This window comes from Niabella sp. ZPM-14, from assembly GCF_055693045.2.
Window position 1 is genome coordinate 1551391 of sequence record NZ_CM181148.1, and the last position, 24399, is coordinate 1575789.

Genomic DNA, 24399 nt, shown 5'->3' on the forward strand with positions numbered 1-24399 from the left:
CGCGAAAGCCAGGGAGCCGTTTCGAAACATTACTGCTTTTTTTAAACAAACAACAAAAACCATAAACATGAAAAGAGTAAAAATTAACGCTTATCAGGCCGGACTGGTATTTAAAAACGGGGTATATCAGCAAATGCTGCACGAAGGAAAGTACTGGATCTGGAATAAAAGCATATCCGTGTTTGAAAAGGAAGGCATCTTTAATGCACCGGTCGCACTGAACATTCTTTTGCAGGATGCAGCGCTGGCCAACGCTTTGGAGGTCGTATCTGTAAAAGACAGTGAACTCGTATTGCAATTTGAAAATGGTATACTGAAGGCTATTTTAAAAGCCGGCGAATATGCATTCTGGAAAAGCGTAGCGGTTCAATACCACTTTATAAAAGTAAACACAGCGATGCTCGACATCCCGGATACTATTGATACTGCATTGCTGCAACACCCTTTGCTGGCGCCTTACGTAAGAACCATTACCGTAGAGAACCATGAGCGCGCAGTATTGTTTATTGATGGAAAATATCAGGGCTTGCTCAGCCCCGGTATATATCGCTGGTGGAAAAATGCGACTCCCGTTTTTATAGAAAGAGTGGATACCCGTCAACAACAGATAGAGGTCAACGGACAGGAGATCCTCACGAAGGATAAAGCAGCCTTAAGAATCAATGCCTGGGCGCAATACATGGTGACAGATATTGAAAAGGCAGTCTTGCAAAACAAAGACTATGATCAGCAATTATACACTATCATTCAGCTGGCGCTGCGCGGATATGTATCTACCTATGGCTTTGACGAGCTGCTGGAAAAAAGGGATACATTGGTGCCGCTGGTATTGACCACACTGCAGGAGCAGGCGCAGCAACTGGGCGTGAAGGTACTGCACTTTGGGATCCGGGACATTATTTTGCCGGGCGATGTGAAGGAGATCATGAACCAGGTGTTGGTAGCTGAAAAGAAAGCGCAGGCCCATACGATCACCCGCAGAGAAGAAACTGCGAGCACCCGCAGTTTGCTGAACACTGCTAAACTGATGGAGGAAAACGCCATGCTGTGGAAACTGAAGGAAATGGAATACGTTGAAAAAATTGCTGACAAGATCAACAATATCAGCGTTAACGGCAATGGCGTGTTAATTGATCAGCTGAAGCAGATCTTTATCCCGCGCCAATAGCAGGCACATCCGATGCCATCGGTGTCGGATGTTTTTTAAATCTACTGTGCAAATAAACTGCACAGTTATAACGCAATTTTGTATTTATAACGCTACAAGGACAATAACCCTTGTATCAATAAAATTTTATGAGCAAACTTACTTTAACTGGCAAAGAGCTGAGAGCGATCGGGTATCCTGAAGGGCCTGTAATCTCTGTGGCCATGAATATTGTACAAAAGGCCTGGAAACATCAGGCCAAGGAAAAAGCGCTGGATCTGTTAGAATCAATCCTGGCAGCGCCGGGAGATTATGCGGCTGATGAGACATTCGGCCCTATCGCACAGCACCTGTTGCCAAAACCAACAAATGTAGAGGGAGCTGAGATCTCGCTGAATCAACAGGGCATTCATTTCAATGTATTCGGACAAGACCATATTGAAGAGGGCGCCATGCACCAAATGTACCAGGCCGCTAAATTGCCGGTGGCAGTGGCCGGCGCTTTGATGCCGGATGCGCATAGCGGCTATGGCTTGCCGATCGGAGGCGTACTCGCCACAGATAACGCAGTGATCCCATATGGCGTGGGTGTCGATATCGGATGCCGGATGTGCCTGAGCATCTTCGACATTCAACCAAAAGAACTGACCAGCCGCGAATCTTTCTTTACGCGGGAACTGGGCGAAGCTACCTTGTTTGGAAGTGGGGCACAGTTTCACCAGGCGGCCGATCATGCCGTGATGGATCACGAATTATTTTATCAGCTTCCTTTACTGAAAGCGCTTCATGGCCGCGCCTGGAAACAATTAGGCACTTCCGGATCGGGCAATCACTTTGCAGAATTCGGGCGGGTATCCATTCCCGGGAAAGACGAAACCCTGGGTATTGAAGCCGGAGATTATATCGGTTTCCTTACGCATTCGGGATCGCGGGCACTGGGAGCGAACATTGCCAATCATTTTACCAAACTGGCCATCAGCAAACGTCGCCTCCCCCAGGAGGCCAAAAACCTGGCCTGGCTGGGGCTGGATGAAGAAGAAGGCATGGAATATTGGCTGGCAATGAACCTGGCAGGAGATTACGCCTCTGCATGCCACCATATCATTCATAAAAAAATCGCCAGGCAGCTGGGACGACAACCAGTGAAGATGGTAGAGAATCACCACAACTTTGCCTGGAAAGAAACACTGGATGGCAAAGAAGTGATCGTTCACCGGAAGGGAGCTACTCCCGCGGGCAAGAATGTGTTAGGGATCATTCCCGGCAGCATGACCGCCGATGGCTTTATCGTGAAAGGTAAAGGCGAAACCGCTGCCGTTAATTCAGCATCACATGGCGCCGGGCGGAAAATGAGCCGTACCCGTGCGATCCAGTCTGTTACTGACAAACAATTCAGGGACGAATTAAATAAATTCGGCGTAAAGCTTTTGGGTGGCGGCCTGGATGAATCGCCCTTCGCGTATAAAGACATTCACACGGTGATGCAATCTCAAACGGCCCTGGTAGACGTTGTCGGCAGCTTCACACCGAAAATCGTGAAGATGGATGGCGCCGCGCACAGGAGCTGGAAGAGAAAGAAAGATCCGTTATCGGGTGAATAATTGGTTTTTTCCCGCAAAAAACCCGCGCCTCTGTAAAAAGCAAAAACCTCACAGGTACTGAAAACCTGTGAGGTTTATTTAATAGAAACCACTTTTACAAACGTAACGCGACCTATGTAACGCGTGTTTCGAACCTTTGTATCGGGCACTCGCTGTAACCGTCGTGCCGACCTCGGCCGGGGTTTCTCTTACACTTCAAAAAGATTTACCCTGATCCTCCCCGACCCGCGTCATCTCCAACCACCTCCGAGCGCATGATAGAGATGCACAAGACTCAACATTTGCCTTTTCTTTATTTCCACTAATTCAAACTTAGACTCGAGCGCATCCCGCTGGGTCATGAGCACTTCCATATAATCAGCACGGGCGGATTTAAACAAATCATTGGAGATATCAATCGATCGCGTTAAAGCCGCCACCTGTTGACTTCTCAGGTCATAGCTCTTTTGAAGATTACTGATGCCTGACAACTGGTTCACCACTTCGGTGTAGCCATTGAGAATACTTCTTTCATAATTATACACGGCCTGCAATTGCCTGGCATTGGCGTTTCGATATTCCGCTTTGATCGCATTCCGGTTGACCAGCGGCGCCACAAGATCTCCAGCCAGAGAGTATAATAAAGATTCAGGCGTCCGGATCAGGTAAGTAGGGTCAAACGCTTCATATCCCAACGATGCAGACAACCTGACCGATGGATAGAACTGCGCCTTAGCCACTTTCACATCCAGCCTGGCCGCGGCCAATTCCTGTTCTGCCCGGCGTATATCAGGACGGTTCCCCAATAACTGCGCAGGAAGTCCGGCTGATAATTCTTTCACCACAGCACTGTTGAAAGCACCGGCCTTACGCGCAACCCGCTGCGGATAGCGGGCCAGCAGAAAATTGATCCTGTTCTCTGTTTCCGTAATCTCTTGCCGGATCTCGTATTGCAGACTTTTGGTCTTGAGCACCTCAGCCTCAAACTTCTGAACGGCCAGCTCTGTAGCACGCGTTGCTTCTTTCTGCAGCTTTACGATCTCAAGCGCATTGGTTTGAATGGATATGTTTTGCTGTACGATATCCAGTTCATTGTCCAACGCCAAAAGCTCATAATAAGCATCCGAGATTTCAGCGATCAGGTTTGTGATCACAAAGTTCTTTCCTTCTACACTGGCGAGATACCGGCTGACTGCAGCTTTCTTAGCGTTGTGCAGCTTATGCCATATATCCGCTTCCCAATCCGCATAGACACCGAGATTAAAATCCGGCACCGGATCGGGCATTTCATGTCCCGGCCTGATGTCAGTGGTCGCTTCCATCGCGCCGATATTGGTGTACCGGCCAACTTTATCAACACCTAAACCGCCTTTAACGCCAACGAAAGGCAGATACTCTCCCCTCCGTACCTGGATATCATTGCGGCTCATTTCAATTTCCTGCAATACGATATTCACCTCCTGGTTGTTCACGAGCGCTGTATCAATAAGCGCCGCGAGATAGGGATCATCAAAAAAATCACGCCAGGATATGCTGGCTACATTGGTGGTATCAGAACTACCGTTATAGGCAGCAGGAACATCCTTATGTTCCGGCCGGCCCGCCAGTTCCGGAATCTTACATCTGGTGTAAACCAGCGACAGACAAGCTATCGCCAGTATCAGTAGCATGTTATTCTTACGCATCATGTTCATTGTTTTTGTTGGTTAAGTCCTCATTGTTATCCGTATCCTGCGCTTTTTTCTTAAAAAGCTTGAACTTGCGCTTCTTTTTCTTTTGCATGAATTGCTCTGTCAGCGGCACTTCATCCTCATTCCTGATCAAATGACGGCCATCGGCCCAGGAGCCGAAAACATAGTAAAGGCCGGGTACTACGATCACTCCCAGCAAAGTACCCAGCAACATTCCGCCCGCTGAAGAAGAACCGATCGTACGGTTACCAATCGCACCCGGACCCGTCGCTACCAGCAATGGCAGCAAGCCTGCAATAAAGGCGAAGGAGGTCATCAGGATCGGCCTGAAACGCACGCGGGCACCTTCGATGGCGGCATCAAGAATAGAAGCACCTTCCTGCCGTTTTTGCACGGCAAACTCTACGATCAATACGGCATTCTTGCCCAACAACCCTACCAGCATCACCAATCCCACCTGGGCGTAGATATCATTAGCAAGGCCCATCATTTTGATTAGTAATAACCCCCCGAGTACACCAACAGGCAATGAGAGTATCACCGCCAGCGGGAGGATAAAGCTTTCATATTGCGCCGCCAGCACCATGTACACAAACACCAATACAATCAGGAAGATGTATAAAGACTCATTGCCACGACCTACTTCATCTTTAGACAGTCCCAGCCAGTCGATACCATACCCCCGCGGCAGCGTCTGATCCGCCACCTCCTGTATCGCTTTGATCGCTTCACCACTGCTGAATCCGGATGAGGGCGCACCATTGATCGCGGATGATGTATACATATTATAGCGCGTGATCTCATTAAGCCCCTGCGTTTTCCGGATCTTCATGAAAGCGGAATAGGGCACCATTTCATCGCGGTTGTTCTTGATGTATAATTTCAGCACATCCTCAGGGAGTTGCCGGTAGGCGGGGTCAGACTGCACATACACTTTGAAGAAATTTCCAAACCGGATAAAACCCTGTTCATAAGTACTTCCGATGAGGATCGACAGGTTGTCCATTGCCTTTCCGATCGACACGCCTTTTTGCATCGCGGCCTGGTTATCGATCTGAAGTTCATACTGCGGATAGTTTGCTGCAAAGAAAGTAAACAGCCCGGTCAGCTCTTTCCGTTTCTTCAACGCTGCCATGAACTCATCGTTTACTTTACCGAAGGCCTTATAATCACCGGAGTTCGTCTTGTCCAGCAGGCGCAACGAGAATCCACCGGCAGCACCATAACCGGGCACCGCAGGTGGCTGAAAGAATTCCACTACGGCACCAGGTATGTCTTTACTTTTTTCCTCCAGCTCTTCGATGATCTCTTGCGCAGAATGCTTGCGGTCAGACCATCCCTTGAGATTGATCAGGCAGGTGCCCGCGTTAGATCCACGGCCTTCCGTCAACACCTCGTAACCGGCCAGGGAGGATACAGACTGCACCCCTTCCACACGCTTTGCCAGCTTTTGCAGTTCGCGCGCGACGTCATTGGTACGCTCCAGTGTAGAGCCTGGCGGAGTTTGTATGATCGCATATACCATTCCCTGGTCTTCCGCCGGGATAAAGCCCGAAGGCAACGAGGCAGAAGTGAGCCAGATGCCCACGCAGAAAGCAATCAACAAGCCGAAGGTGATCGTGCGGCGCCCCGCGATGCGGCGTAATAAACGGGCGTAGCGCCCGGTAAGCCTTTCAAACCAATTATTGAAGCCGTCGAGCAGCCTGTCGACCGGCGTCTTTTTACGAGGCTGACCATGCGTATTTTTTAAGATCATCGCGCAAAGCACCGGTGTTAATGTCAGCGCCACGACACCGGATATAACAATGGATGTGGCCATCGTGATTGAAAACTGCCTGTAGAAAATCCCTACCGGCCCGGTCATGAACGACACGGGTATGAACACTGCGGTCATCAACAAGGTAATTGCGATGATGGCACCGCTGATTTCCTGCAACACTTTCTTGACTGCCTTGTAGGGCGACAGATGCTCTTCGGCCATTTTGGTATGAACCGCCTCCACCACAACAATCGCATTATCCACCACAATACCAATCGCAAGCACCAGGGCGAAAAGCGTGATCAGGTTGATGGTGAGTCCAAACATCTGCATGAAGATGAACGCGCCTATCAATGATACAGGAACCGCCAAAGTCGGGATCAGCGTCGATCTCCAGTCGCCCAGGAAGATGAATACGACGATCGCTACCAGGATAAAGGCTTCTGCCAGCGTATGGATCACTTTCTCGATAGAGGCATCAAGAAAGCTGGAAACGTCATAGCTGATCTGGTAATCCATACCGGCAGGAAACGAGCTTACTTTCAGTTCCTCGAGTTTTTCTTTCACCTCTTTTATTACATCACTGGCATTACTGCCGTAGGTCTGCTTCAGCGTGATGGCCGCCGATGGATGACCGTCCATATTGGAGTAGATGTCATAGAACTCACTGCCGAGCTCAATATCGGCGATATCTTTCAGGTGCAGTATCTCTCCGTCTGCACTGGCCCTGACGATCACATTTTCATATTGCTCCGGCTTGCTGAAGCGGCCTTCATAAGTGAGCACGTATTCCAGCGACTGAGAACGCTTTCCCGAACTCTGCCCAATCCGCCCCGGCGACCCGATCACACTTTGCTCAGCCAGCGCTTCCATCACTTCATCAGTAGAGACGTTATAAGCACGCATGCGGTCGGGTTTCAGCCATACGCGCATAGCGTATTGACGGCTACCGAGGATCTTCGCGCTACCGACACCTTTCAGCCTGCTGACCTCGGGTATAATATTCACACTGGCAAAATTGTAGAGGAACTTTTCGTCGGCCTTCGGGTCTTTGCTGTACAGGTTGACATACATCAGCATGTTGGGAGATGTATAGCTGATGACCAGCCCTTCGCGCTGCACCAGCTCCGGAAGCCTGCTGGTCACCTGCTCCACGCGGTTCTTAACGTTCACTACCGCCTGGTTGGGGTCGGTGCCCAGGTCAAACACCACTTGGATGGTGGCCTCACCAGCGCTCGTGGCGTCGGAGGTCATATATTTCATGCCGGGTGTTCCGTTGATCGATTTTTCAAGCGGGATCAGTACAGAGTTGACCAACACATCGGCGCTGGCACCGGGATATGCGATATTTACCACCACCATGGGCGGCGCAATGGACGGGAACTGCGAGACCGGCAAGGTCTTTACGGCCAGTGCGCCCATAAAGATGATGACCAGCGATAGCACAATGGCTAACACCGGCCTTTGAATAAATTTATTGAACATGATATTTTGTTTGGATTTTATTCAGTCGGTAATTTCAAAGAGGACAGTACAGAAAGCGGGTCTTTGTAATCGTAAGCGATCTTGTCATTTTCTTTCACTTTGCGGATCCCTTCGAGCAGGATCTTGTCCGCTTCGGACAACCCGGCCGTAACGACGAAGAGATCTTCCATTTCTGCGCCTACCGTGATCTCTTTTGAATGGATGCGGTTGTCTTTATCCAGCACGTACACGTACTTTTTATCCAGGACTTCAAAGGATGCTTTTTGCGGAATGATGATACCATTCTTTACCGGCTCACTCATCCGGATATTACCGGTCTCACCATGTCTTAATAATCGATCGGGGTTAGGAAAAGTGGCCCTGAAAGGGATGTTCCCGGTCTCGTTGTCAAAGTCAGCTTCCACCGTTTCCACCACGCCGGGGTGAGGGAAAAGCTGGTTGTTGGCCATCACCAGCCGGACCACCGCTTTATCTGATTTCTTATTGGCGCTGAAGTCGAGGTATTCTGCTTCGGGCACGTTGAAGTAGACCCACATTTTGCTGTTGTCTGACAACGTGGTCAGCAGCTCACCTTCATCCACGAGGCTGCCGGGCCTCACATGAAAACGGTCAATGATACCATCGAAGGGCGCACGGATATCGGTAAAGCCAAGATGGGTCTGGGCCAGCGACAGCTCTGCTTTGGCCTTCTCCAGCTTCGCACCAGCCAGGGCCAGCTCATTCGCAGATACTACATTTTTTTCCGCCAGCGACCTGGTATTATCGTATTCGATTTCGGTCGCTTTCACTTCGGCCTGCGCTTTTTTCACTTCCGCTTCGTAGATCCTTGGCATGATGCGGAATAGTAACTGACCTTTCCGCACATGTTGTCCTTCATCGACAAATGAGTGTTGCAGGTATCCTTTCTCCAGGGCCCTGACTTCGATATGATTGATAGAATGGATCTGGCAGACGTATTCCCGCGCCAGGGAAGTATCCGCTTTTAACGGACTGGTCACCACAAATTTGGTTTCGGCTTCTTTTTCTTCTTTATGAGCACTGCAGGCGGCAACGCACAGCAGGGCAGAAAAGCTCAGGAACGTGAGCAAATTTTTCATTCGAATATGTTTTGTTGTTACATTTTACTGCATGAAACGCCGCTAACATCATATAAAATGATGGCGTCGTTTCAGGAAAACAGGTAATAAATCGGGTGAATCGGGCTGTGGGACCGGAGCGGGCCGGTCATGCATGCAGGATAACAGCCTTAAAAGAGTTGGGTTAGGGGCACAGGAATCCCATCAAGACGGGTATCAGACCCGGAAGACATTGTGAAGAATATAGGTTTTGGAGGCATCGGGAAGATAAATCGCAAAAGGTGAGGGACGGCCGATGCTCTTTACAGGTCTTGCCAGAGAGGCAAAGAACAAAGCTGTGAAGCCGGCCGAACGCCATTGTTTTTGTACAACAGCCAGGCGATAATCGTATTCTTCTACCTCGACTGCCTTCAATTGCAGTGGATGATCATCCGGCTTTTGCGATGAAACGGTCGGACTCGCTTGTCCTTCACCGGAAGGACAGGCCAGTAACACGCCATCACCGATCAGGAGGGCGAAACAAAGCAGTGTCAAGAATCTGAACAACAGTCTCATTTGAAGTCCGCAAATCTATAAAAGTTGAATAAAACAGCTTTGTTAAATTGAAAAAATTAATTTTTCTCTAATCTGCAGTCGTCTGGGGTCCTTTCTTTTAAATGTTTTCAAGCACGGGTTTTCTTATGCTGAATGTTTTTGCTCAGTTCAAAAATGTGTTTATCGAATAAAAAAGCCCATTCATCGAAAAAAAATGGGCATTCATCGAAAATAACTTTAATATGTTCATTTATCGGCTTATCTTCATGTCGGTTTAGAGGGCTTAGAGTGGGCTACGGGACTTTTCCAAGTCATCGTTCGCCCCTCTTTCTTTTTGTAACCGATTGCTTTATCAAACCAACCTGGCAGTTGCCAAGCAGCCGCCGGGATTTATATGACTACATGAGAAAACAATTTACCTATGAGGAGGTCATTCGTCTTTTGACCCGATCGGACAATGATATTTTCATTCAACAGGTATTGACCCTGCTGACCTTTGTGCACGAAACCATTCAGGGCACTTCCTTATCTAAAAGAGATTTTGTGTTTACACAGTTTGATGAAGGGCATATCCTGATTACGGCCGTGGGTACAAGCGGGGGTGTGAAGCTGCCGGATCACTGACCTGCGACTGAACGAATACGATCTCGTTTTTGGGCTGGTGGCACTCATCACTGATGACATGGAATGTTGCCCCACGCTACTTGCCTTGGCTTTTGATAAGGTCCATTGTCTACGACAGCACTTTGTGCATGATACTACATCTTGTCTGCATTCATCACCGATGAACAACCAGGCTAATCGTTGTTACCCGGGCTGCAACGCTGGTTTGCCTACTGAATACCCATCCAATCCGGATCTGAAATACCCAATAATTTGATCGGAGAGACGGGACATAAAAAGGAAAGCCCCGTGGAAACTGGGGCTTTGCTGTTTTTAACCTGTACATGCAAAATTAAAAATATCGTGTTCCTTTATTTCGAATAAGTTGAGTCGCTGCACAATATACCTGACGCCCTCTTTAAAGCTCGCCTGCATGATGCCGTTGTGAAACGAATGAGAGATAATTGCGTCAGTTAGCTCCTCATAAGAGATCTCCGGCTTTGGCAAAATCACTTCGACGTACTTAAGCATTTTCTCCATGCTTATAGTATGTAAACACTGTGCCGAAGTCGCTAAAATTTGTTAAAAAACACTTATAAAAAGCATGGTACTTGTTAATTGAGAATGGCGTTGTTTAAACCTTTTTCATGCTGCGAAAGGGATGGAGCCGGATCATGTGTGCCAATAAGATATTTCATGCCGGTCTTTATAGCTTCAGCGGCCCCGCACTCATTGCTGGCGCTGGTTAGCGCTTTCTGATCCGATGATTGATTGGTGCTTGCGGACGGAAACGGTCAGACGGAGACCGTCAGACCGGGTTAGCTGGGATTTCTTCGGTTCGCTTTGAATGAGGATATTATTTTAAAATGTGCTGAATAATATTCAAAAGGTTAAACAACTTCAATGGCCTACCCATAGCCTTCAAGATAATACTTTTGGTATCCGGGCGATGTTATTCCGGGTCGTTGCTCAGGCTTTGAACTTTAAAGTTGACCGCTACTGATCTTATCTTCTGCACCACCGATGCGATCTCGTGACGCCTGTCCAACGAAAGATATTTATGCAGATCGATCTCATCCGTAAAGTAGATATCAGAGTTAACAATCTCGTGCGGCGTTCGGCCTGAAAAGACGCGGATGTAGAGCAACAATATACCACGCATGATGGTACTGTCGCTATCACCTGAGTAATATACTTTACCATCCCGGTATTCGGCGTCTAACCAGATCTTCGAATTAGTGAGTTGTATCAGTTTTTCATTGGTCCGCTGTATAGCAGACAGATCCGGCAGCAGGGAACCGAGCCGGGCGAAATGTCTGAAGTACCTGAATTTACTTTTAAGCTGATCCACTATCACTTCAAATTCATCAATGATCTTATCTTGTACTTTGTTTAGATGCATAATAAACAGGTTTAAGAAATAAAAGATAATTATCCGTTTTTATATAGAGCTATCGGAAATTACCAGCGTAGATGGCATATCCGATAACCAGTCGCTTTTCGACGCTACCAGTTTTTTCCAGCTATTGAGACCCGTTACCACCAGGTCGAACGCACCGGGCGTTCCGAGGTTAATGCTGACCTGCTCACTCACAGCGATGTGATTGGCCGCAGTTTGTTCGATAGCTCTTACCCGCTCCCTGATCAACTGGTTGCCGCGTATCACGCCTGCGGTATCTGACAATTCAATCTGCGCGCCTGCATGGTAGATCAGTTTCTGAATGTAATCCAGGAGAAATCCGTCTGCCTCATCCAATAAGGGCACAAACACGCGGTTGATTTCCCTGAGTTCCCTTCCGATCAATATTCCCACCGGTAGCTGCGCGCGGGAAATAATGGACCTTGTATATTCATCGAAGATGTCCACACTAAAAAAGCGCTCTTTCCCCGTCATACTTTGTATCAGCTTTTCAGGATTGATGATCTTCGTGGTGTAGCCCAGCAACCTCCCCAATAAGCTGCCTTCGAAAATAGATTCTTTCAGGCTGACCAACAGCAGGTCATAATCACCCTTTCCGGCCGCGGCCAATACTTCTTCGTCTATCTCACCTGATGCTTTGTACACGGTAGCTACTTTTCTGTTGACCCGCGCTGCTTCTTCGGTCACCGGTCTGAAGTTTTCTCTTTCTACATCTTCGGCATTGTAGTAATGAAGCTCACTGACCGGTGAGATCAGCATAGCGGTGAGCGCTGCATTACCATTCAATTTACCGGTCAGCGCATGCGCAATACGAAAAAGATTCCTGCCGCTGGCAGCCTTATCGAACGCAAAAAGTATCTTATACCTTCCCCGCTCCTTTAATGCAAAACCGGGGCACTTTCGCGACATGGACCGGAAGATCCAGTTGATAAAGCTCAGCGCCGGACTGGTCATAAAGGTCGTTGCCAAAGCCATCAGCACCATCATCGAAAATATCTGCGGCGTCAACACACCAATATCATACCCGATATTCAGCACGACCAATTCCATAAGTCCGCGCGTGTTCATCAAAGCGCCAATCGACAGGCTGTCCTTCCAGCCCTGCCCAACAAAGCGCGCGGCTAACGCACTGCCGAAGAATTTCCCGGCGATAGCGATCAATACGATCACCCCGGTGAGCTTCCATAACTCAGGATCATTCAACAATCCTATCTGCGTCCTCAACCCTGTGATCACGAAAAACAAGGGCAGCAAAATAATGAGTGCCACATCTTCAATCTTCTCGATGAACAGCTTTCTGAAGCTGAGATTGTCGGGCATGATGGCTCCGGCCATGAATGCTCCGAAAAGGGCATGTATTCCTATCACTTCGGCTATATAGGCAGCCGCTATTAAGGTAAGAAAAAAAATCGCAACAATGGGTTTTGTTAGTATTTCGCGTGAAGTGTGGATATTACCAATACGCGCGAGGAAAGGTCGAACGAGCTTGATCATGACCAGCACATAGATCAGCGCCAGCCCGATCGTATAGAGCGCACTTACAAAGGAACCGGCTTTGACAATGGCGATGACCACGCCGAGCAGGCACCAGGCGGTGATATCATCGGCGGCAGCACAAGTGATGACCAGCGCGCCTAAACGGGTTTTTGCAATCCCCCGCTCCTGCACAATACGTGCTAATACCGGAAAGGCCGTAATACTCATCGCGATGCCCATAAACAATCCGAAGGAAAGGAACTGTACTCCTGATGGCGCAAAGCTTTCGTAAATGAAATAGGCGAGGCCCATGCCCATACTGAATGGCACGATGATGCTGGCGTGGCTGATGACAATGGCGTCGTGCGTTTGATTTTTTAACACCTTCAGATCCAGCTCCATCCCTACAATGAACATGAAGAGGATCAAACCGATCTGGCTGAGGAACTGCAGGTTGCCCAGGGAAGACGCCGGGAATACGGCGGCGGAAAATTCAGGAAGATAAAGCCCGAACAATGAAGGCCCGAGGATGATACCTGCGATCATCTCTCCTACCACGGTAGGCTGGCCTATCTTATTACAGATCCATCCAAATAATTTTGCCGCCAAAATAATGAGAATGATCTGGGCCAGCAACAGGGCCAACGGATGATGTAGCTGCGCTGACAATCCGTCAACAAACTCTTTCCACTGATCTCGCATAGACGGGTGTATTACCTTTCTCCCGTCTTCGAGCTTTCGCCCCTGCACCGCAATCAGGTAAATCAGCCAGGAGAACCCTCCTATCGTCAACACATAAAATATAGTATTTCTTCTCTTCGACATGAGTGTGTATTGAAGCAAGTCTTCCTATCACCTGCCTGGTGCGAAATTGCCTTTTCCGGCGATACCAGGGAAGTTTTTAAAAAATAAAAAGGGAAAAAATGTAACGAAACCGGTAAAACCTGTAACCAAAATCAGATCGATATCTTTTGAATGAACTCTTTCCGGTAGGCTTCACTAAGCGTGAGCCGGACTGGCTGACCGTCTGTCCAAACCATTGAAGTAGTGATCTCATTTAAAGAGAAGGTCTGAACGGCTTTCAAATTGATGATCTCTTTTTTACTGATGCGCACAAAGCGGTCTGCGGGCAACAGTTCCTGCAGACGTTCGAAAGAAATATTTTTGAGTACCAGTTCGCTTTGGTCAAAAAAGTGTACTGATTTATCCCTGCTATCTGTTTCGGAAGTTCTGATATAACCTACCTGGTCAAAATACAGCAATGTCTTGCCTTTGCTGGTATTAAGCACTGTGAAGGGCTGCCCGCCCTGGCCTGTGCTCAGCCGGGATCTCACTTTATTAATAGCCTGTACCAACCGCTCTTTTTTGACAGGCTTTCTTACGTAATCCACGGCGTTAAGGTCGAAGGCTTCCGCGGCGTATTCTTTATAAGCTGTTGTAAAGATCACTGGTTTTTCCTTGAGCATACCTGCTACTTCAAGGCCGTTCATATAAGGCATCTCGATATCGAGAATACAAAAATCGAAATCAATAGTATTAATTTCCTGTATAAAAACAAGAGGATCGTTGAAAGCTCTCGCTACTTCCAGTCCCGGGATCTGCTCGCAGAGCATTTTCAGATACGTCAGTCCCGGCAACTCATCGTCTAGCAGCAAGCAAGTCAGCTTTGTGTTCAAGAAGATTAATTTTTAAATGAGCAATATGAACGTCTCCTTCTACAAACTTTTCGAGTTTGAAATGGTCTTTATAAATGATCCGCAATCGTTGCTCCAGCGTCATCAACCCAATCCCGCTTTTTTCCTTTACCAATGGTTTGCGCGACGAGATTTTGTTGCAAACGGTCAGCAAAAAGTTGTCGCCGTAACATTCAAAGGTGATCGAAATAAAAGCGTCGGGACTTTGCAGGTCGGCATGTTTGAATGCGTTCTCGATCAGATCGATGGTGATTAAAGGCGCTAAAAGATATTGTTTGTAAAGCGGCTCGTCTTCGTTGATCTTCGCTTTTACCTTCAGCTGGAAAAGCGGGCTGATCTTTATTTTATTGATCTCTATCAGGCTTTGGGCAAACGCCACTTCCTCCTTGGGCGTTACGAACTTCTTCCTGCTTTCATACAGGATATAGTCCAATACATGCCCTAATTTATCCAGCGCAAAGTACGTTTGATACGCATGGGATTGGATCGAGTTGAGAATATTCTTAAATAAGTGGGGATTCAGGCGGGACTCCAGGGTTTGCAATTCAAGCGTGTCAAATCGTTCTTCTATTTGCTGAAGCCGCTCCTGGATATCCTTTTTTCCTGCTTCGGATTTTTTCAGGCGCAGGATCACGTATACCAACGATCCTGCTAACAGCACTATTATGGCTGATAAGAATAACAAAAGGTTTAGAGAAAGGATCAAAAGCATAAAATAGCCGCTGCTCAAAGATACCTGTTTCGACGTAATTCGAAATAGGAGGGAGATCAGCATCAGACCGAGCGCCAACAGGTATTAATTTTCGTTCATCCCAAAAATACACACCCCCGGTACAAAGCGCATAGTCGGGCATGCTGTGTTGACCACGTCAACCCAAAGCGGCACTGAGACTTTCATTGAAATTATCTGAAGCGACAGGGTGGGCGCCAAGAGGGCCGATGCACTCTTCCTATATACATGTTTAAACAACATTTTTTTAAGATCCTATCATTTAGTCGCCCCTGTAACGGATTAGGGCATGAAAATTGAGCGTATTCGTTAAAAACTACCTCCCGTAGAAACAGGAGGTATTAGCCCTCCCCCAGCAATGGCTGGGGTTTTTTGTGTTAACCCTCTAACACGAGTTTAAAATATTTCAAAAAAAATAACGTTGGATTACAAATTACACTTCGAGCAGTTCATGAGCTTTTTCCGGTTTGAGGCTCTAGCTTGCCAGTTGTGATGTGCTAGACGTTGTGTAATATTTAATAATAAAATATCGCGCCATGATTGACGTAATTTGTTAATATATTATAAAATAGCACAACAAAAAGAGGTCTGAAGACCTCGGATCTGAATGGAAATGATGACTTTGAGACGCCACGGAAGGATTCGAACCTTCGTATCAGGTTTTGCAGACCATAGCCTCTCCACTCGGCCACGCGGCTATACACTTTTTTCGCAGCAGTATTTTTTGGTAACGATTATAACAGCTTTACCAGCAGGCGTACGCTCCATACGATCACCAATACACCCACCAGCACAAACGATGTTTTACGGGGCAAACGTCCCGCCAGCTTCGCGGCTAAAGGCGCAGCAGCCAATCCTCCAACGATAAGCCCCAGGATCGTTTGCCAATGACTTACCCCGAGCAGGATAAAAAAAGTGAACGCGCTGGAGAGCGTTACAAAAAACTCAGTGAGACTTACCGAGCCAATGACATAGCGCGGGCTGCGGCCTTTGGTGATCAACGTTGTGGTGACAATAGGTCCCCAGCCACCACCGCCAAAAGAATCGAAGAAACCACCGGCGCCGGCAAGCACGCGATAATGCCTGAACTTTTTTTTCTGAATCTGCTTCTGAAAAGCATTATAAATAATCTTCAAACCCAGGAATAGCGTATAGAAGGCGAGTATAGGACGCACCATGTCGCTGTATTTTTCTCCCAGGTACACCAACAAAATCGCCCCGGCAATGGCGCCGGCAACTCCGGGGATCAGGAGTCTTTTAAAAAGTTTTTTATTGACATTCCCGAACTTGTAATGACTGTACCCTGAAGCACCGCTGGCGAACATTTCAGCTGTATGGATACTACCGCTGATGGCGGCTGGGTTGACGCCGGCGGATAACAGGATCGTAGCGCTGGTCACTCCGTAACCCATACCCAAAGCACCATCTACCAGCTGCGCCACAAAACCCGCTGCCAGCATGATGAGGAAAGACTGATCCAGCGACTGAAACAGGTTTCCTGCCTGCTCCCTGATCGTCTCGAAAGGCCAGTACGAAAATATCAGGTGGCCGATCAACATGAAAGCAAAGGCCGCAAGCGCATAAGTAGCCATCCGCCTGCTCGAAATTCCGGCACCGATACGGGCTTTACCGTTGGTTTCGCCGGGCTTGCTGAACACCTGCATGTCCGGATCTCCGGAAATGCCCGTCAGGCCTGCATCCCGCGCATCTGTAGCGATGCGGCTTATGGCGTCACCGTCCCGAACAGCGATAAACACTACGTCAGCAGCTTTCAGATCCTCTGGTGTATAAGACCGTTCTTCCACAACCAGGTGTTTTGAAGAAGCGGACCAATGGCGGATCTCCGGTTGTAACTTTTCAGTTACAAATGTGATCCTGGCGGCGGGTGCGGCGTCCCGGATATCCTGTAAATATTTTAATGAAGCGGCTGCACCAATGATCAGAATCCTTTGGTGGGATAAGGGTAAAAAAGGCCTCTGCGTCGCTTTCCCGTCGTCAACTACATTACTCATAACTTATCAAAACCCGGTTTATATTAGTCTACTATTTTAGTAGACAAAAGTAAGGTAAATTTCTTTAACGGAAAAAGCTGTTCTTGTTAAATGTGACTGCTGTTTTTACTGACTGTCGTCAGACTTGAAATACACAACTGCTTTCAGACAGTTAGCCTCCAGGGCTTCGCTTTCTTCAAACCTGATATCCTGTATTGAAAGATGGGGATCTTCAACCAAACGCTGTTCTACAGCCGTCCTCAGCGGCGCAAAAACCGGAAGATCTATCAGCTTCTGATCTTTGCCCAATTCTGTAATGCTCTTCTGAAGATCGGATCGATCCAGGTGAATAGAAACAGCGTTTAACATAGCAATTATTTAAAACAGTTTAAAAGGCAGTGGCGAAACAACTGATCAAATTTAACATTAATAAACATGTGGTCCAAACCAACTTTGCAGGCCGTTTTCACATTTTCTTTGGAAAATCAAATAAATATATGCAACTTTGTTGCAAGTTTGAGACAACCTCCTTTCAATATAACGAATGGGCTCAGGAAAGCTGCTGCGGTGGTTTTCCTGCTGCTGTTTACCTTCTTGTTATATGCTCAGGCTTTTCATCATCATCACCAGGTAGATCCCGGAGCAAAGGCAGGCTGGAACAAGTCGGCGATTGCGGATAGCAGTTGCCCGGTGTGTGACCACCTTGCTCAGCAAAGCACGGGTGACACACCGCAGGTCATCTCCTGCGAGCTCACACCGCCCGCTTTTGTACCTGCAAGCCATCACTCAGCAGGTGCGTTTGCCATGTGCAGCATGCCTCTGGACGCTTTTAGTAATAAGGGCCCGCCCCACCATAGCTAATCTCGCCTCTTTACCCGGCAATCTCTGCCATTCTCATCATTTCAATCTGTGTTATCTCCGTTTGTTTATCACGAGGTAGCCAGCGTACATTTTTATGAAACTTTTCCCTGTGCTCTGTTGCATATTATTATGCAGTAGTGTCCAAGCTCAATCTCATGATATCATGGTGACAGTTTCGGACGATCATCATATCCCGGTCAGCGGCGTTAACGTCAGCATTCAGCACCATCCGCACGGTGTCACCGACACGCAGGGGCGTTATATCTTCCGCGATGTTGAACGTGGAAAATATGTAGTTACGATATCCTCTGCAGGCTATAAGACCGTAACAAAGCCGGTGGAGGTTAAGGATCACGACCTCTCGCTTATCGTGAGATTGCACCCTGAAAGTCACATGCTGAAAGAAGTGTATGTACAAAACCGTTCGTTGGCGACCAGGAAACAGGAAGCCGCTCTGAACCTGGAAATTGTCAAAAGCTCTTTCATTCAGAAGAACCTGGGCGGAAGCCTCATGCAGAGCCTGCAAAGACTTCCGGGCGTAAAAACAATCGGCATCGGATCGGGACAATCGAAACCCCTCATCCGCGGTCTAGGTTTTAACCGGGTAGTGGTTGTAGATAAAGGTATCAAGCATGAGGGGCAACAATGGGGAGCAGATCACGGATTGGAGATCGATCAATTTTCTGTGGAAGAGGTGGAAATACTCAAAGGTCCTGCTTCTTTTACGCTCGGATCGGATGCCATTGCAGGCGCCATCAACATCAAGAGGCCTCTACCCCCTGCCCCGCGCAGCTTTGGCGGCGAGCTGGATCTGGTCGGAAAAAGCAACAACGCACAAGCCGGCACTTCACTTCACCTGTACGGAAGAACAGATAAATGGTTTGCCACCGGCCGCTTTACCTACCAGGATTACGGAGATTACAAAGTGCCGACGGACCGACTGTATGTTTATGATTTCGCCGTGGACCTTCACAACAGGCAGCTCCGCAATACCGCCGGCAAAGAAATGGGATTGCATCTTCATACCGGATACATCGGAGACCGTCTGAAGTCTGTCTTCTACCTGAGCAATATTCATTCGAAAAGCGGCTTCTTTGCTAATGCTCACGGGCTGGAGCCGCGACGCGTAGACGCAGCCATGCACGACAGAAGCAGCCGGGATATCCTGAAACCTTACCAGGATGTCAATCACTTTAAAATACTGAATCATAGTGAGCTCTACCTATCGAATCACCGGCTCGAGCTGGAAGCGGGATTTCAGCACAATACACGCCGGGAGTATAACGACTACGTTAACCATGGTTACATGCCAGCGATATACCCTGACTCGTTATCCATCCCGAGGGACCTGGAGCGATCCTTTGACAAAAAAGTATACGCTCTTAACCTGAAAGATGAGGTGCAGCTAAACAGGCATACGCTGCAACTGGGTGTAAACAGTGAGATCCAAAACAACACGATCACCGGCTGGAGCTTCCTGGTACCCGCCTTTGATCAGCGAAGCTGGGGCGCCTATGCTTATGACCAGATGCGGCTCAACGACCGCTTGTTGCTTCATGGTGCGCTGCGATGGGACAGGGTCAACCTGGACATTTACAGCTACACTGATTGGTTCCCTTCGCAGGACAATGGCGTGGACCAGTATGCAGTGAGGTCTGCCAATATCGGCCGCAACTTCAATAGCCTTACCGGTTCTGTCGGTTTGAACTATAACCTTGCTCCATGGGAGCTGAAAGTGAATGTAGGCAAGAGTTTCAGAGCACCTATTGCAAAGGAGCTAAGTGCCAACGGTGTTAACTATCATTATTTCAGTTATGAAAAAGGGAATCCGAATCTGAGCCCGGAGGAATCGTACCAGGCCGATCTGGGCGTCGTGCTTAACAGCAAGCCCTGGCGCATTCAGCTCAACCCGTTTTTTAATTACTTCCCTAATTATATCTACCTCAACCCTACGGCTCAGCATGATTACTTCTACGGTGCGGGCAACCAGGTGTTTGAATATGCACAATCGCGCGTGGTGCGATATGGCGGAGAGGTGCAGGTAAAATTTCAACCCCGGGAAAATTTCAGCACTGAGTTGCTGGGCGAATACCTGTACGCAAAGCAGCTATCGGGCGCCAAAGCGGGATACACGTTGCCTTTCTCGCCCCCGGCCTCGGCCTTGTTCAATGCGACTTACTCACCCGTACATACCGGCCCGCTACACGGCACTTATTTCTCGATAGACTATCGGCTTACAGCGGCCCAGAATAATATCGTTCCACCCGAAAAAAAGACGGCAGGCTATTCCCTCGTGAATCTGCAGGCCGGGACCAGGATCCCGTTTGCAAACAAAGAGATCGCGGTAAGCGTGCAGGTACAGAACCTGTTCGACACCCGCTACCTGAACCATACCAGTTTTTACCGGCTTATCGGGCTTCCGGAACAGGGAAGAAATGTAGTGCTGTTTATCAAAATACCTTTTGGTTTTTCCAGAAGCCTTGACAGCAAATGAACCTGTTTATAAATAAAACAAATATACATGACACAACAACAAAGAATCCGGAGTGCAATATGGATCGCATGTTTACTGGCAGGCATCGTTTCCTGTTCGAAAAAAGACAAAGAAATCGCTGACACCGATTATCCTACGATCGACGTCACTACCGCTATGGCATTTCCCAAGCAGTGCAGCGAACTGCAGCGTGGACAAAAGTTCACCGCTGTCATCCCTATTGCTGACAACAAGGAACTGGGATCGTTGAGCGTGGACGTTCATCACAACTTTGACCATCACTCGCACAGCACAGAGGTGCAGGACTGCGGACTTGATCCAAAGAAAACCCCGGTGAACGCATGGACACTCATCAGGAACATCCCCATCCCGCCGGGACAAACAGGGTATACCGCGCGGCAGGAGATTGAAGTTCCCGCTAATATCGAAGCGGGCGATTATCATTTCCTTATACGGGTGACGGATCAATCCGGCTGGCAGACCATTAAAGGACTAAGCATAAAAATCAAGTAACCATTTAACCTCATCATTATTAAAAAAACAAGTATGATTACAAAACAAACATTGAACAAATTTTTACTTGCTGCCGCGCTTTTTGCGGGAGTGACTTCCTGTAACAAAAAAGACGCTATCGTGGTAAAGCCATCTGTTACTGATCTGGAGATCGGAACAAACAACAGCAAAACTGCTTATGCGGGTGCTGACCTGCATATTGAAGGAGCCATTATAGCGCCCGGAACCATTGCTTCTGTCAAACTGGAAATTCATCCGGAGTCAGGCTCGGGATGGAAATTTGAAAAGACCTACACGGACAAGTATGCGGGAAGTAAGAACGCCGAGTTTCATGAACATATCGACATTCCTGCAGATGCGGCTACAGGTGATTATCACCTGCACCTGAGCATCGTTGATCAGGCCGGTAACACCACCGATGTAGAATCGGAATTAAAGATTACCGCAGATCCCACTCTACCTTCTATCACTAATTATGAAGTAGCTTTTGACAGCCAGGACGCTGATTTACACGTCGAGGGTGATATTGCAGCGCCGAATAAGATCGCTACGATATCCCTGGAAATCCATGGCGGTAGTGTAGAAAAAGAATATGCCGTTACCGGTGACTATACAGGCAAAACAAGCTTTCACCTTCACCAGCATTTTTCTCTGAGCGATCTGCCTGCAGGACATTACCATGTTCATTTGTTGGTTAAAGACCAGGCAGGAAAAGAAAGAGAATTTGAAGAGCACTTTGATAAATAAGGTGCGGCGCCTGAAACGCTGATCCCATCAGTCATTCAGGCTTTCTATCTGACATCACAAGAGGTAATCAATAGCGTTGATGTATCCGGCGGTTTTCATAATGCCCGCCGGATTTTTTTTATCCGGCAAGCGAACAACATTATACCCACTCCGCGTCGCTGCCTTCTGACCATTTGATCTTTCCGCAGTTGGCACAGCTTACTACATCACCCTTCTGCATGGGTGCGGTATAACCACAGCAGACACAGGCATATAAACCGTCTTTGGGAAAAAATTGCGTGTAAAAGGTTTTGATCTTATCAGGCAATATGTGCAGCCCGGGCTTTATCAGCTCTTTGGGATTTTTGAATACGCTGACATCTCCGTTCACTTCCAGTATAGCCAGCCTTACCTGTCCTAAATGCTCAACGCCGGACAGGCGCAGCTCCATAAAGAACTCGTCGAACGAGATGTTTTCATTTTTCACCATCGCTTCGGTGTACCGGCCATTTTCGATGATGGTGACCGGCTCGCCCTCTACCAGCTTTTCAAACTTTTCGGATTTGATCAACAAATAGGTCACCAACCGGTAAAAAATAATGATACTGACAATGGTGAGCACCGCCGGAAGTATGCCTACATCTTTATAAAAACCCATATCGCCGGCGGCGGAACCCAATGTTAAAATGATAACAAGCTCAAAAACGGTTAATTGGCGAACACCCTTTTTGCCGGTAAGCCGCAAGGCCATTAAAACAACGAGAAATGATATCAGGCAACGAACCACCACCTCCAGCAGGAACAACCACCCATCTTTGCCCAGGAAAAATTCCTGCACATCGATAAAATTGAGGTGGTTTAAAGTGATGGCCATTTTTCTTAACCAGCTAATGAATCAAATCTTTGACCGAAATTATTTTCCCTGTTTTGCCCAGCTATCTTTCAAAGTCACGGTGCGATTAAACACCAGTTTATCTTTCGGGCTTTCTTTGTCTAACACAAAATAACCCTTGCGCAAAAACTGAAACCGCTCATTCAGCGTCGCATCTGCCAACGCCGGTTCTGCGAAAGCTTCTGAAACAACCGTCAGCGACTGAGGGTTGATATATGACTGGAAGGCACCTTCTTCATTAGCCGGGTCTTCCGTGGTAAACAACCGGTCGTACTCATTGACCTGGATTGTGATATGATCTTTTGCGTTGACCCAGTGAAGCGTGCCTTTGACGTTGATACCCGACGTGTCCGCGCCACTCTTGCTTTCAGGGAAATACGTACAGCGAAGTTCAGTCACATGACCTGCCTCATCTTTTATTACCTCATCACATTGGATAATATAGGCATGTTTCAGGCGCACTTTCTGGCCGGGAGCCAGCCTGAAATATTTCTTTGGCGGGTTTTCCATGAAATCATCGCGCTCAATAAGCACCTCATTGCTAAAGGAGATCTGATGACTTCCTGACGTACTATCTTCCGGGTTATTTTCGGCGATCAGTGTCTCGCTGTCCTTATCATAATTGGTGATGACCACTTTCACCGGATCGAACACGACCATCCTGCGGGACGCGATTTTATTGAGATGTTCCCGCGCGCAAAATTCCAGCAATCCTACATCAACCATATTGTCCCGCTTCCCCACGCCGATCCGCTCACAAAAATCACGGATGCTTTCGGGCGTGTACCCGCGACGCCGGTAACCGGCGATGGTCGGCATACGGGGATCGTCCCAGCCGGTCACATATTTCTCATTGACCAGTTGCAGCAATTTACGTTTACTGGTAACCGTATGGCTGAGATTTCTCCTGGCAAACTCATACTGCCTGGAGGGGAATATTTCCAGTTGATTGATAAGCCAGTCATACACCTCGCGGTGAGGTACAAACTCCATGGTACAAATGGAATGCGTAATGCCTTCCAGTGAATCGCTTTGTCCATGCGCAAAATCGTACATCGGATAGATACACCAGGCATCGCCGGTGCGATGATGATGGGCATGTTTGATCCGGTATAACAGCGGATCGCGCATCAGCATATTGGGCGAAGCCATGTCTATTTTCGCACGGAGCACCTTCTCTCCGTCCTTATATTTTCCCGCTCGCATATCTGCAAACAGTTGCAGGTTCTCCGCTACGCTGCGCTCTGCATACTGGTTTCGGCGGCCGGCTTGTGTAGGTGTTCCCTTTTGTTCGGCAATTTCTTCGCTGCTGCTGTCATCTACATAAGCGAGGCCCTTTTCGATCAGTTTTACGGCAAATTCGTATAAGGTCTCGAAATAGTCTGATGCGTACAGCTCATTGGCCCACTCGAAACCCAGCCATTTAATATCTTCTTTGATACTGTCCACGTATTCCGTGTCTTCCGTCACCGGGTTGGTATCATCGAAGCGGAGGTTGGTACCGCCGCCATATTTCTGGGTGAGGCCAAAATTGAGGCATATGCTACTGGCGTGGCCGATATGTAAATATCCGTTGGGTTCAGGCGGAAAACGCGTCATAATTGACTGGTATTTCCCGGCTGAAAGATCATTTTCCACTATTTCTTCTAAAAAATTGAGGCTTTTTTCTTCCTCCACATGCTTATCTGCGCTCATATGATATTTTCTTGGGTAACAGCAAACTTACA

The 24399-nt window shown here is 48.0% G+C and carries 20 protein-coding genes and 1 tRNA gene; 7 read left to right on the plus strand and 14 right to left on the minus strand.

What is annotated here, in order from left to right:
* The first annotated feature begins 67 nt into the window (after positions 1–67).
* Together ACU37H_RS06595 and ACU37H_RS06600 are read left to right on the plus strand one after the other, a co-directional pair.
* Entirely contained in the window at positions 68–1168 is a 1101-nt protein-coding gene (locus ACU37H_RS06595) for a slipin family protein (RefSeq protein ID WP_472702328.1), read from the plus strand.
* Between the two features lie 128 nt (positions 1169–1296).
* The gene (locus ACU37H_RS06600) at positions 1297–2748 is read left to right on the plus strand and encodes an RtcB family protein (RefSeq protein ID WP_472702327.1); all 1452 of its coding nucleotides are present in this window, start codon (positions 1297–1299) and stop codon (positions 2746–2748) included.
* Between the two features lie 230 nt (positions 2749–2978).
* Here ACU37H_RS06600 and ACU37H_RS06605 read toward each other — a convergent pair whose 3' ends face one another.
* From ACU37H_RS06605 to ACU37H_RS06620, 4 genes are all read right to left on the minus strand, one after another.
* Positions 2979–4415 (minus strand): TolC family protein, encoded by a 1437-nt coding sequence (locus ACU37H_RS06605; RefSeq protein WP_472702326.1) that lies wholly within the window; start codon positions 4413–4415, stop codon positions 2979–2981.
* Positions 4405–7662 (minus strand): efflux RND transporter permease subunit, encoded by a 3258-nt coding sequence (locus tag ACU37H_RS06610; protein ID WP_472702325.1) that lies wholly within the window; start codon positions 7660–7662, stop codon positions 4405–4407. Before ACU37H_RS06610 ends, ACU37H_RS06605 begins: the two co-directional genes overlap by 11 nt.
* A 17-nt stretch (positions 7663–7679) precedes the next feature.
* Positions 7680–8759, minus strand: a complete 1080-nt coding sequence (locus ACU37H_RS06615) for an efflux RND transporter periplasmic adaptor subunit (protein WP_472702324.1) — start codon at positions 8757–8759, stop codon at positions 7680–7682.
* Between the two features lie 195 nt (positions 8760–8954).
* On the minus strand, positions 8955–9284 hold the full coding sequence (locus ACU37H_RS06620) for a hypothetical protein (RefSeq protein WP_472702323.1): 330 nt from the start codon (positions 9282–9284) through the stop codon (positions 8955–8957).
* A gap of 390 nt (positions 9285–9674) precedes the next feature.
* Between ACU37H_RS06620 and ACU37H_RS06625 the strand changes: the two genes are divergently transcribed.
* Positions 9675–9896 (plus strand): hypothetical protein, encoded by a 222-nt coding sequence (locus ACU37H_RS06625; protein ID WP_472702322.1) that lies wholly within the window; start codon positions 9675–9677, stop codon positions 9894–9896.
* Positions 9897–10208: 312 nt separating this feature from the next.
* Here ACU37H_RS06625 and ACU37H_RS06630 read toward each other — a convergent pair whose 3' ends face one another.
* From ACU37H_RS06630 to ACU37H_RS06665, 8 genes are all read right to left on the minus strand, one after another.
* Positions 10209–10406, minus strand: coding sequence for a hypothetical protein (locus ACU37H_RS06630; RefSeq protein WP_494407591.1), 198 nt, complete (start codon positions 10404–10406; stop codon positions 10209–10211).
* Between the two features lie 421 nt (positions 10407–10827).
* Positions 10828–11277 (minus strand): SufE family protein, encoded by a 450-nt coding sequence (locus tag ACU37H_RS06635; RefSeq protein ID WP_472702320.1) that lies wholly within the window; start codon positions 11275–11277, stop codon positions 10828–10830.
* A 39-nt stretch (positions 11278–11316) separates the two neighbouring features.
* Positions 11317–13596, minus strand: a complete 2280-nt coding sequence (locus ACU37H_RS06640; protein ID WP_472702319.1) for a cation:proton antiporter — start codon at positions 13594–13596, stop codon at positions 11317–11319.
* Between the two features lie 131 nt (positions 13597–13727).
* Positions 13728–14447: a LytR/AlgR family response regulator transcription factor gene (locus ACU37H_RS06645; RefSeq protein WP_472702318.1), complete on the minus strand. Its 720-nt coding sequence runs from the start codon at positions 14445–14447 to the stop codon at positions 13728–13730.
* Positions 14410–15150, minus strand: a complete 741-nt coding sequence (locus ACU37H_RS06650; protein ID WP_472702317.1) for a sensor histidine kinase — start codon at positions 15148–15150, stop codon at positions 14410–14412. The genes ACU37H_RS06645 and ACU37H_RS06650 overlap by 38 nt, the downstream gene beginning before the upstream one ends.
* A 672-nt stretch (positions 15151–15822) precedes the next feature.
* Positions 15823–15893: transfer RNA gene (locus ACU37H_RS06655), tRNA-Cys, on the minus strand.
* 36 nt (positions 15894–15929) lie between these two features.
* Positions 15930–17207: a TSUP family transporter gene (locus ACU37H_RS06660; RefSeq protein WP_472702316.1), complete on the minus strand. Its 1278-nt coding sequence runs from the start codon at positions 17205–17207 to the stop codon at positions 15930–15932.
* Between the two features lie 105 nt (positions 17208–17312).
* On the minus strand, positions 17313–17555 hold the full coding sequence (locus ACU37H_RS06665; RefSeq protein WP_472702315.1) for a hypothetical protein: 243 nt from the start codon (positions 17553–17555) through the stop codon (positions 17313–17315).
* 147 nt (positions 17556–17702) lie between these two features.
* On the opposite strand from ACU37H_RS06665, the gene ACU37H_RS06670 reads away from it, so the two are divergent.
* The 4 genes from ACU37H_RS06670 to ACU37H_RS06685 all read left to right on the plus strand — a co-directional run bounded on the left by ACU37H_RS06670 (position 17703) and on the right by ACU37H_RS06685 (position 21801).
* Positions 17703–18047, plus strand: a complete 345-nt coding sequence (locus ACU37H_RS06670) for a hypothetical protein (protein WP_472702314.1) — start codon at positions 17703–17705, stop codon at positions 18045–18047.
* 163 nt (positions 18048–18210) lie between these two features.
* Complete coding sequence (locus ACU37H_RS06675) at positions 18211–20541, plus strand: TonB-dependent receptor (RefSeq protein WP_472702313.1); 2331 nt, start codon at positions 18211–18213, stop codon at positions 20539–20541.
* 27 nt (positions 20542–20568) lie between these two features.
* A complete protein-coding gene (locus ACU37H_RS06680; RefSeq protein WP_472702312.1) occupies positions 20569–21054 on the plus strand; it encodes a DUF4625 domain-containing protein in 486 nt (161 codons plus the stop codon).
* A 33-nt stretch (positions 21055–21087) separates the two neighbouring features.
* Positions 21088–21801: a DUF4625 domain-containing protein gene (locus ACU37H_RS06685; protein WP_472702311.1), complete on the plus strand. Its 714-nt coding sequence runs from the start codon at positions 21088–21090 to the stop codon at positions 21799–21801.
* Positions 21802–21940: 139 nt separating this feature from the next.
* Here the strand turns inward: ACU37H_RS06685 and ACU37H_RS06690 are convergent, their stop codons facing one another.
* Together ACU37H_RS06690 and ACU37H_RS06695 are read right to left on the minus strand one after the other, a co-directional pair.
* Positions 21941–22654 carry a DUF421 domain-containing protein gene (locus ACU37H_RS06690; RefSeq protein ID WP_472702310.1) on the minus strand — a complete coding sequence of 238 codons (714 nt, stop codon included), beginning with the start codon at positions 22652–22654 and terminating at the stop codon, positions 21941–21943.
* A 39-nt stretch (positions 22655–22693) separates the two neighbouring features.
* A complete protein-coding gene (locus tag ACU37H_RS06695; protein ID WP_472702309.1) occupies positions 22694–24367 on the minus strand; it encodes a glutamine--tRNA ligase/YqeY domain fusion protein in 1674 nt (557 codons plus the stop codon).
* Positions 24368–24399: the final 32 nt, after the last annotated feature.

Bases quoted from the DNA above. Each gene is read 5' to 3' on its own strand.
- ACU37H_RS06625 (WP_472702322.1), top strand. From the start codon at position 9,675: ATGAGAAAACAATTTACCTATGAGGAGGTCATTCGTCTTTTGACCCGA.
- ACU37H_RS06615 (WP_472702324.1), bottom strand. From the start codon at position 8,759: ATGAAAAATTTGCTCACGTTCCTGAGCTTTTCTGCCCTGCTGTGCGTT.
- ACU37H_RS06690 (WP_472702310.1), bottom strand. From the start codon at position 22,654: ATGGCCATCACTTTAAACCACCTCAATTTTATCGATGTGCAGGAATTT.
- ACU37H_RS06605 (WP_472702326.1), bottom strand. From the start codon at position 4,415: ATGATGCGTAAGAATAACATGCTACTGATACTGGCGATAGCTTGTCTG.
- ACU37H_RS06610 (WP_472702325.1), bottom strand. From the start codon at position 7,662: ATGTTCAATAAATTTATTCAAAGGCCGGTGTTAGCCATTGTGCTATCG.
- ACU37H_RS06675 (WP_472702313.1), top strand. From the start codon at position 18,211: ATGGTGACAGTTTCGGACGATCATCATATCCCGGTCAGCGGCGTTAAC.
- ACU37H_RS06680 (WP_472702312.1), top strand. From the start codon at position 20,569: ATGACACAACAACAAAGAATCCGGAGTGCAATATGGATCGCATGTTTA.
- ACU37H_RS06695 (WP_472702309.1), bottom strand. From the start codon at position 24,367: ATGAGCGCAGATAAGCATGTGGAGGAAGAAAAAAGCCTCAATTTTTTA.
- ACU37H_RS06640 (WP_472702319.1), bottom strand. From the start codon at position 13,596: ATGTCGAAGAGAAGAAATACTATATTTTATGTGTTGACGATAGGAGGG.
- ACU37H_RS06600 (WP_472702327.1), top strand. From the start codon at position 1,297: ATGAGCAAACTTACTTTAACTGGCAAAGAGCTGAGAGCGATCGGGTAT.
- ACU37H_RS06595 (WP_472702328.1), top strand. From the start codon at position 68: ATGAAAAGAGTAAAAATTAACGCTTATCAGGCCGGACTGGTATTTAAA.
- ACU37H_RS06665 (WP_472702315.1), bottom strand. From the start codon at position 17,555: ATGTTAAACGCTGTTTCTATTCACCTGGATCGATCCGATCTTCAGAAG.
- ACU37H_RS06660 (WP_472702316.1), bottom strand. From the start codon at position 17,207: ATGAGTAATGTAGTTGACGACGGGAAAGCGACGCAGAGGCCTTTTTTA.
- ACU37H_RS06685 (WP_472702311.1), top strand. From the start codon at position 21,088: ATGATTACAAAACAAACATTGAACAAATTTTTACTTGCTGCCGCGCTT.
- ACU37H_RS06630 (WP_494407591.1), bottom strand. From the start codon at position 10,406: ATGCTTAAGTACGTCGAAGTGATTTTGCCAAAGCCGGAGATCTCTTAT.
- ACU37H_RS06635 (WP_472702320.1), bottom strand. From the start codon at position 11,277: ATGCATCTAAACAAAGTACAAGATAAGATCATTGATGAATTTGAAGTG.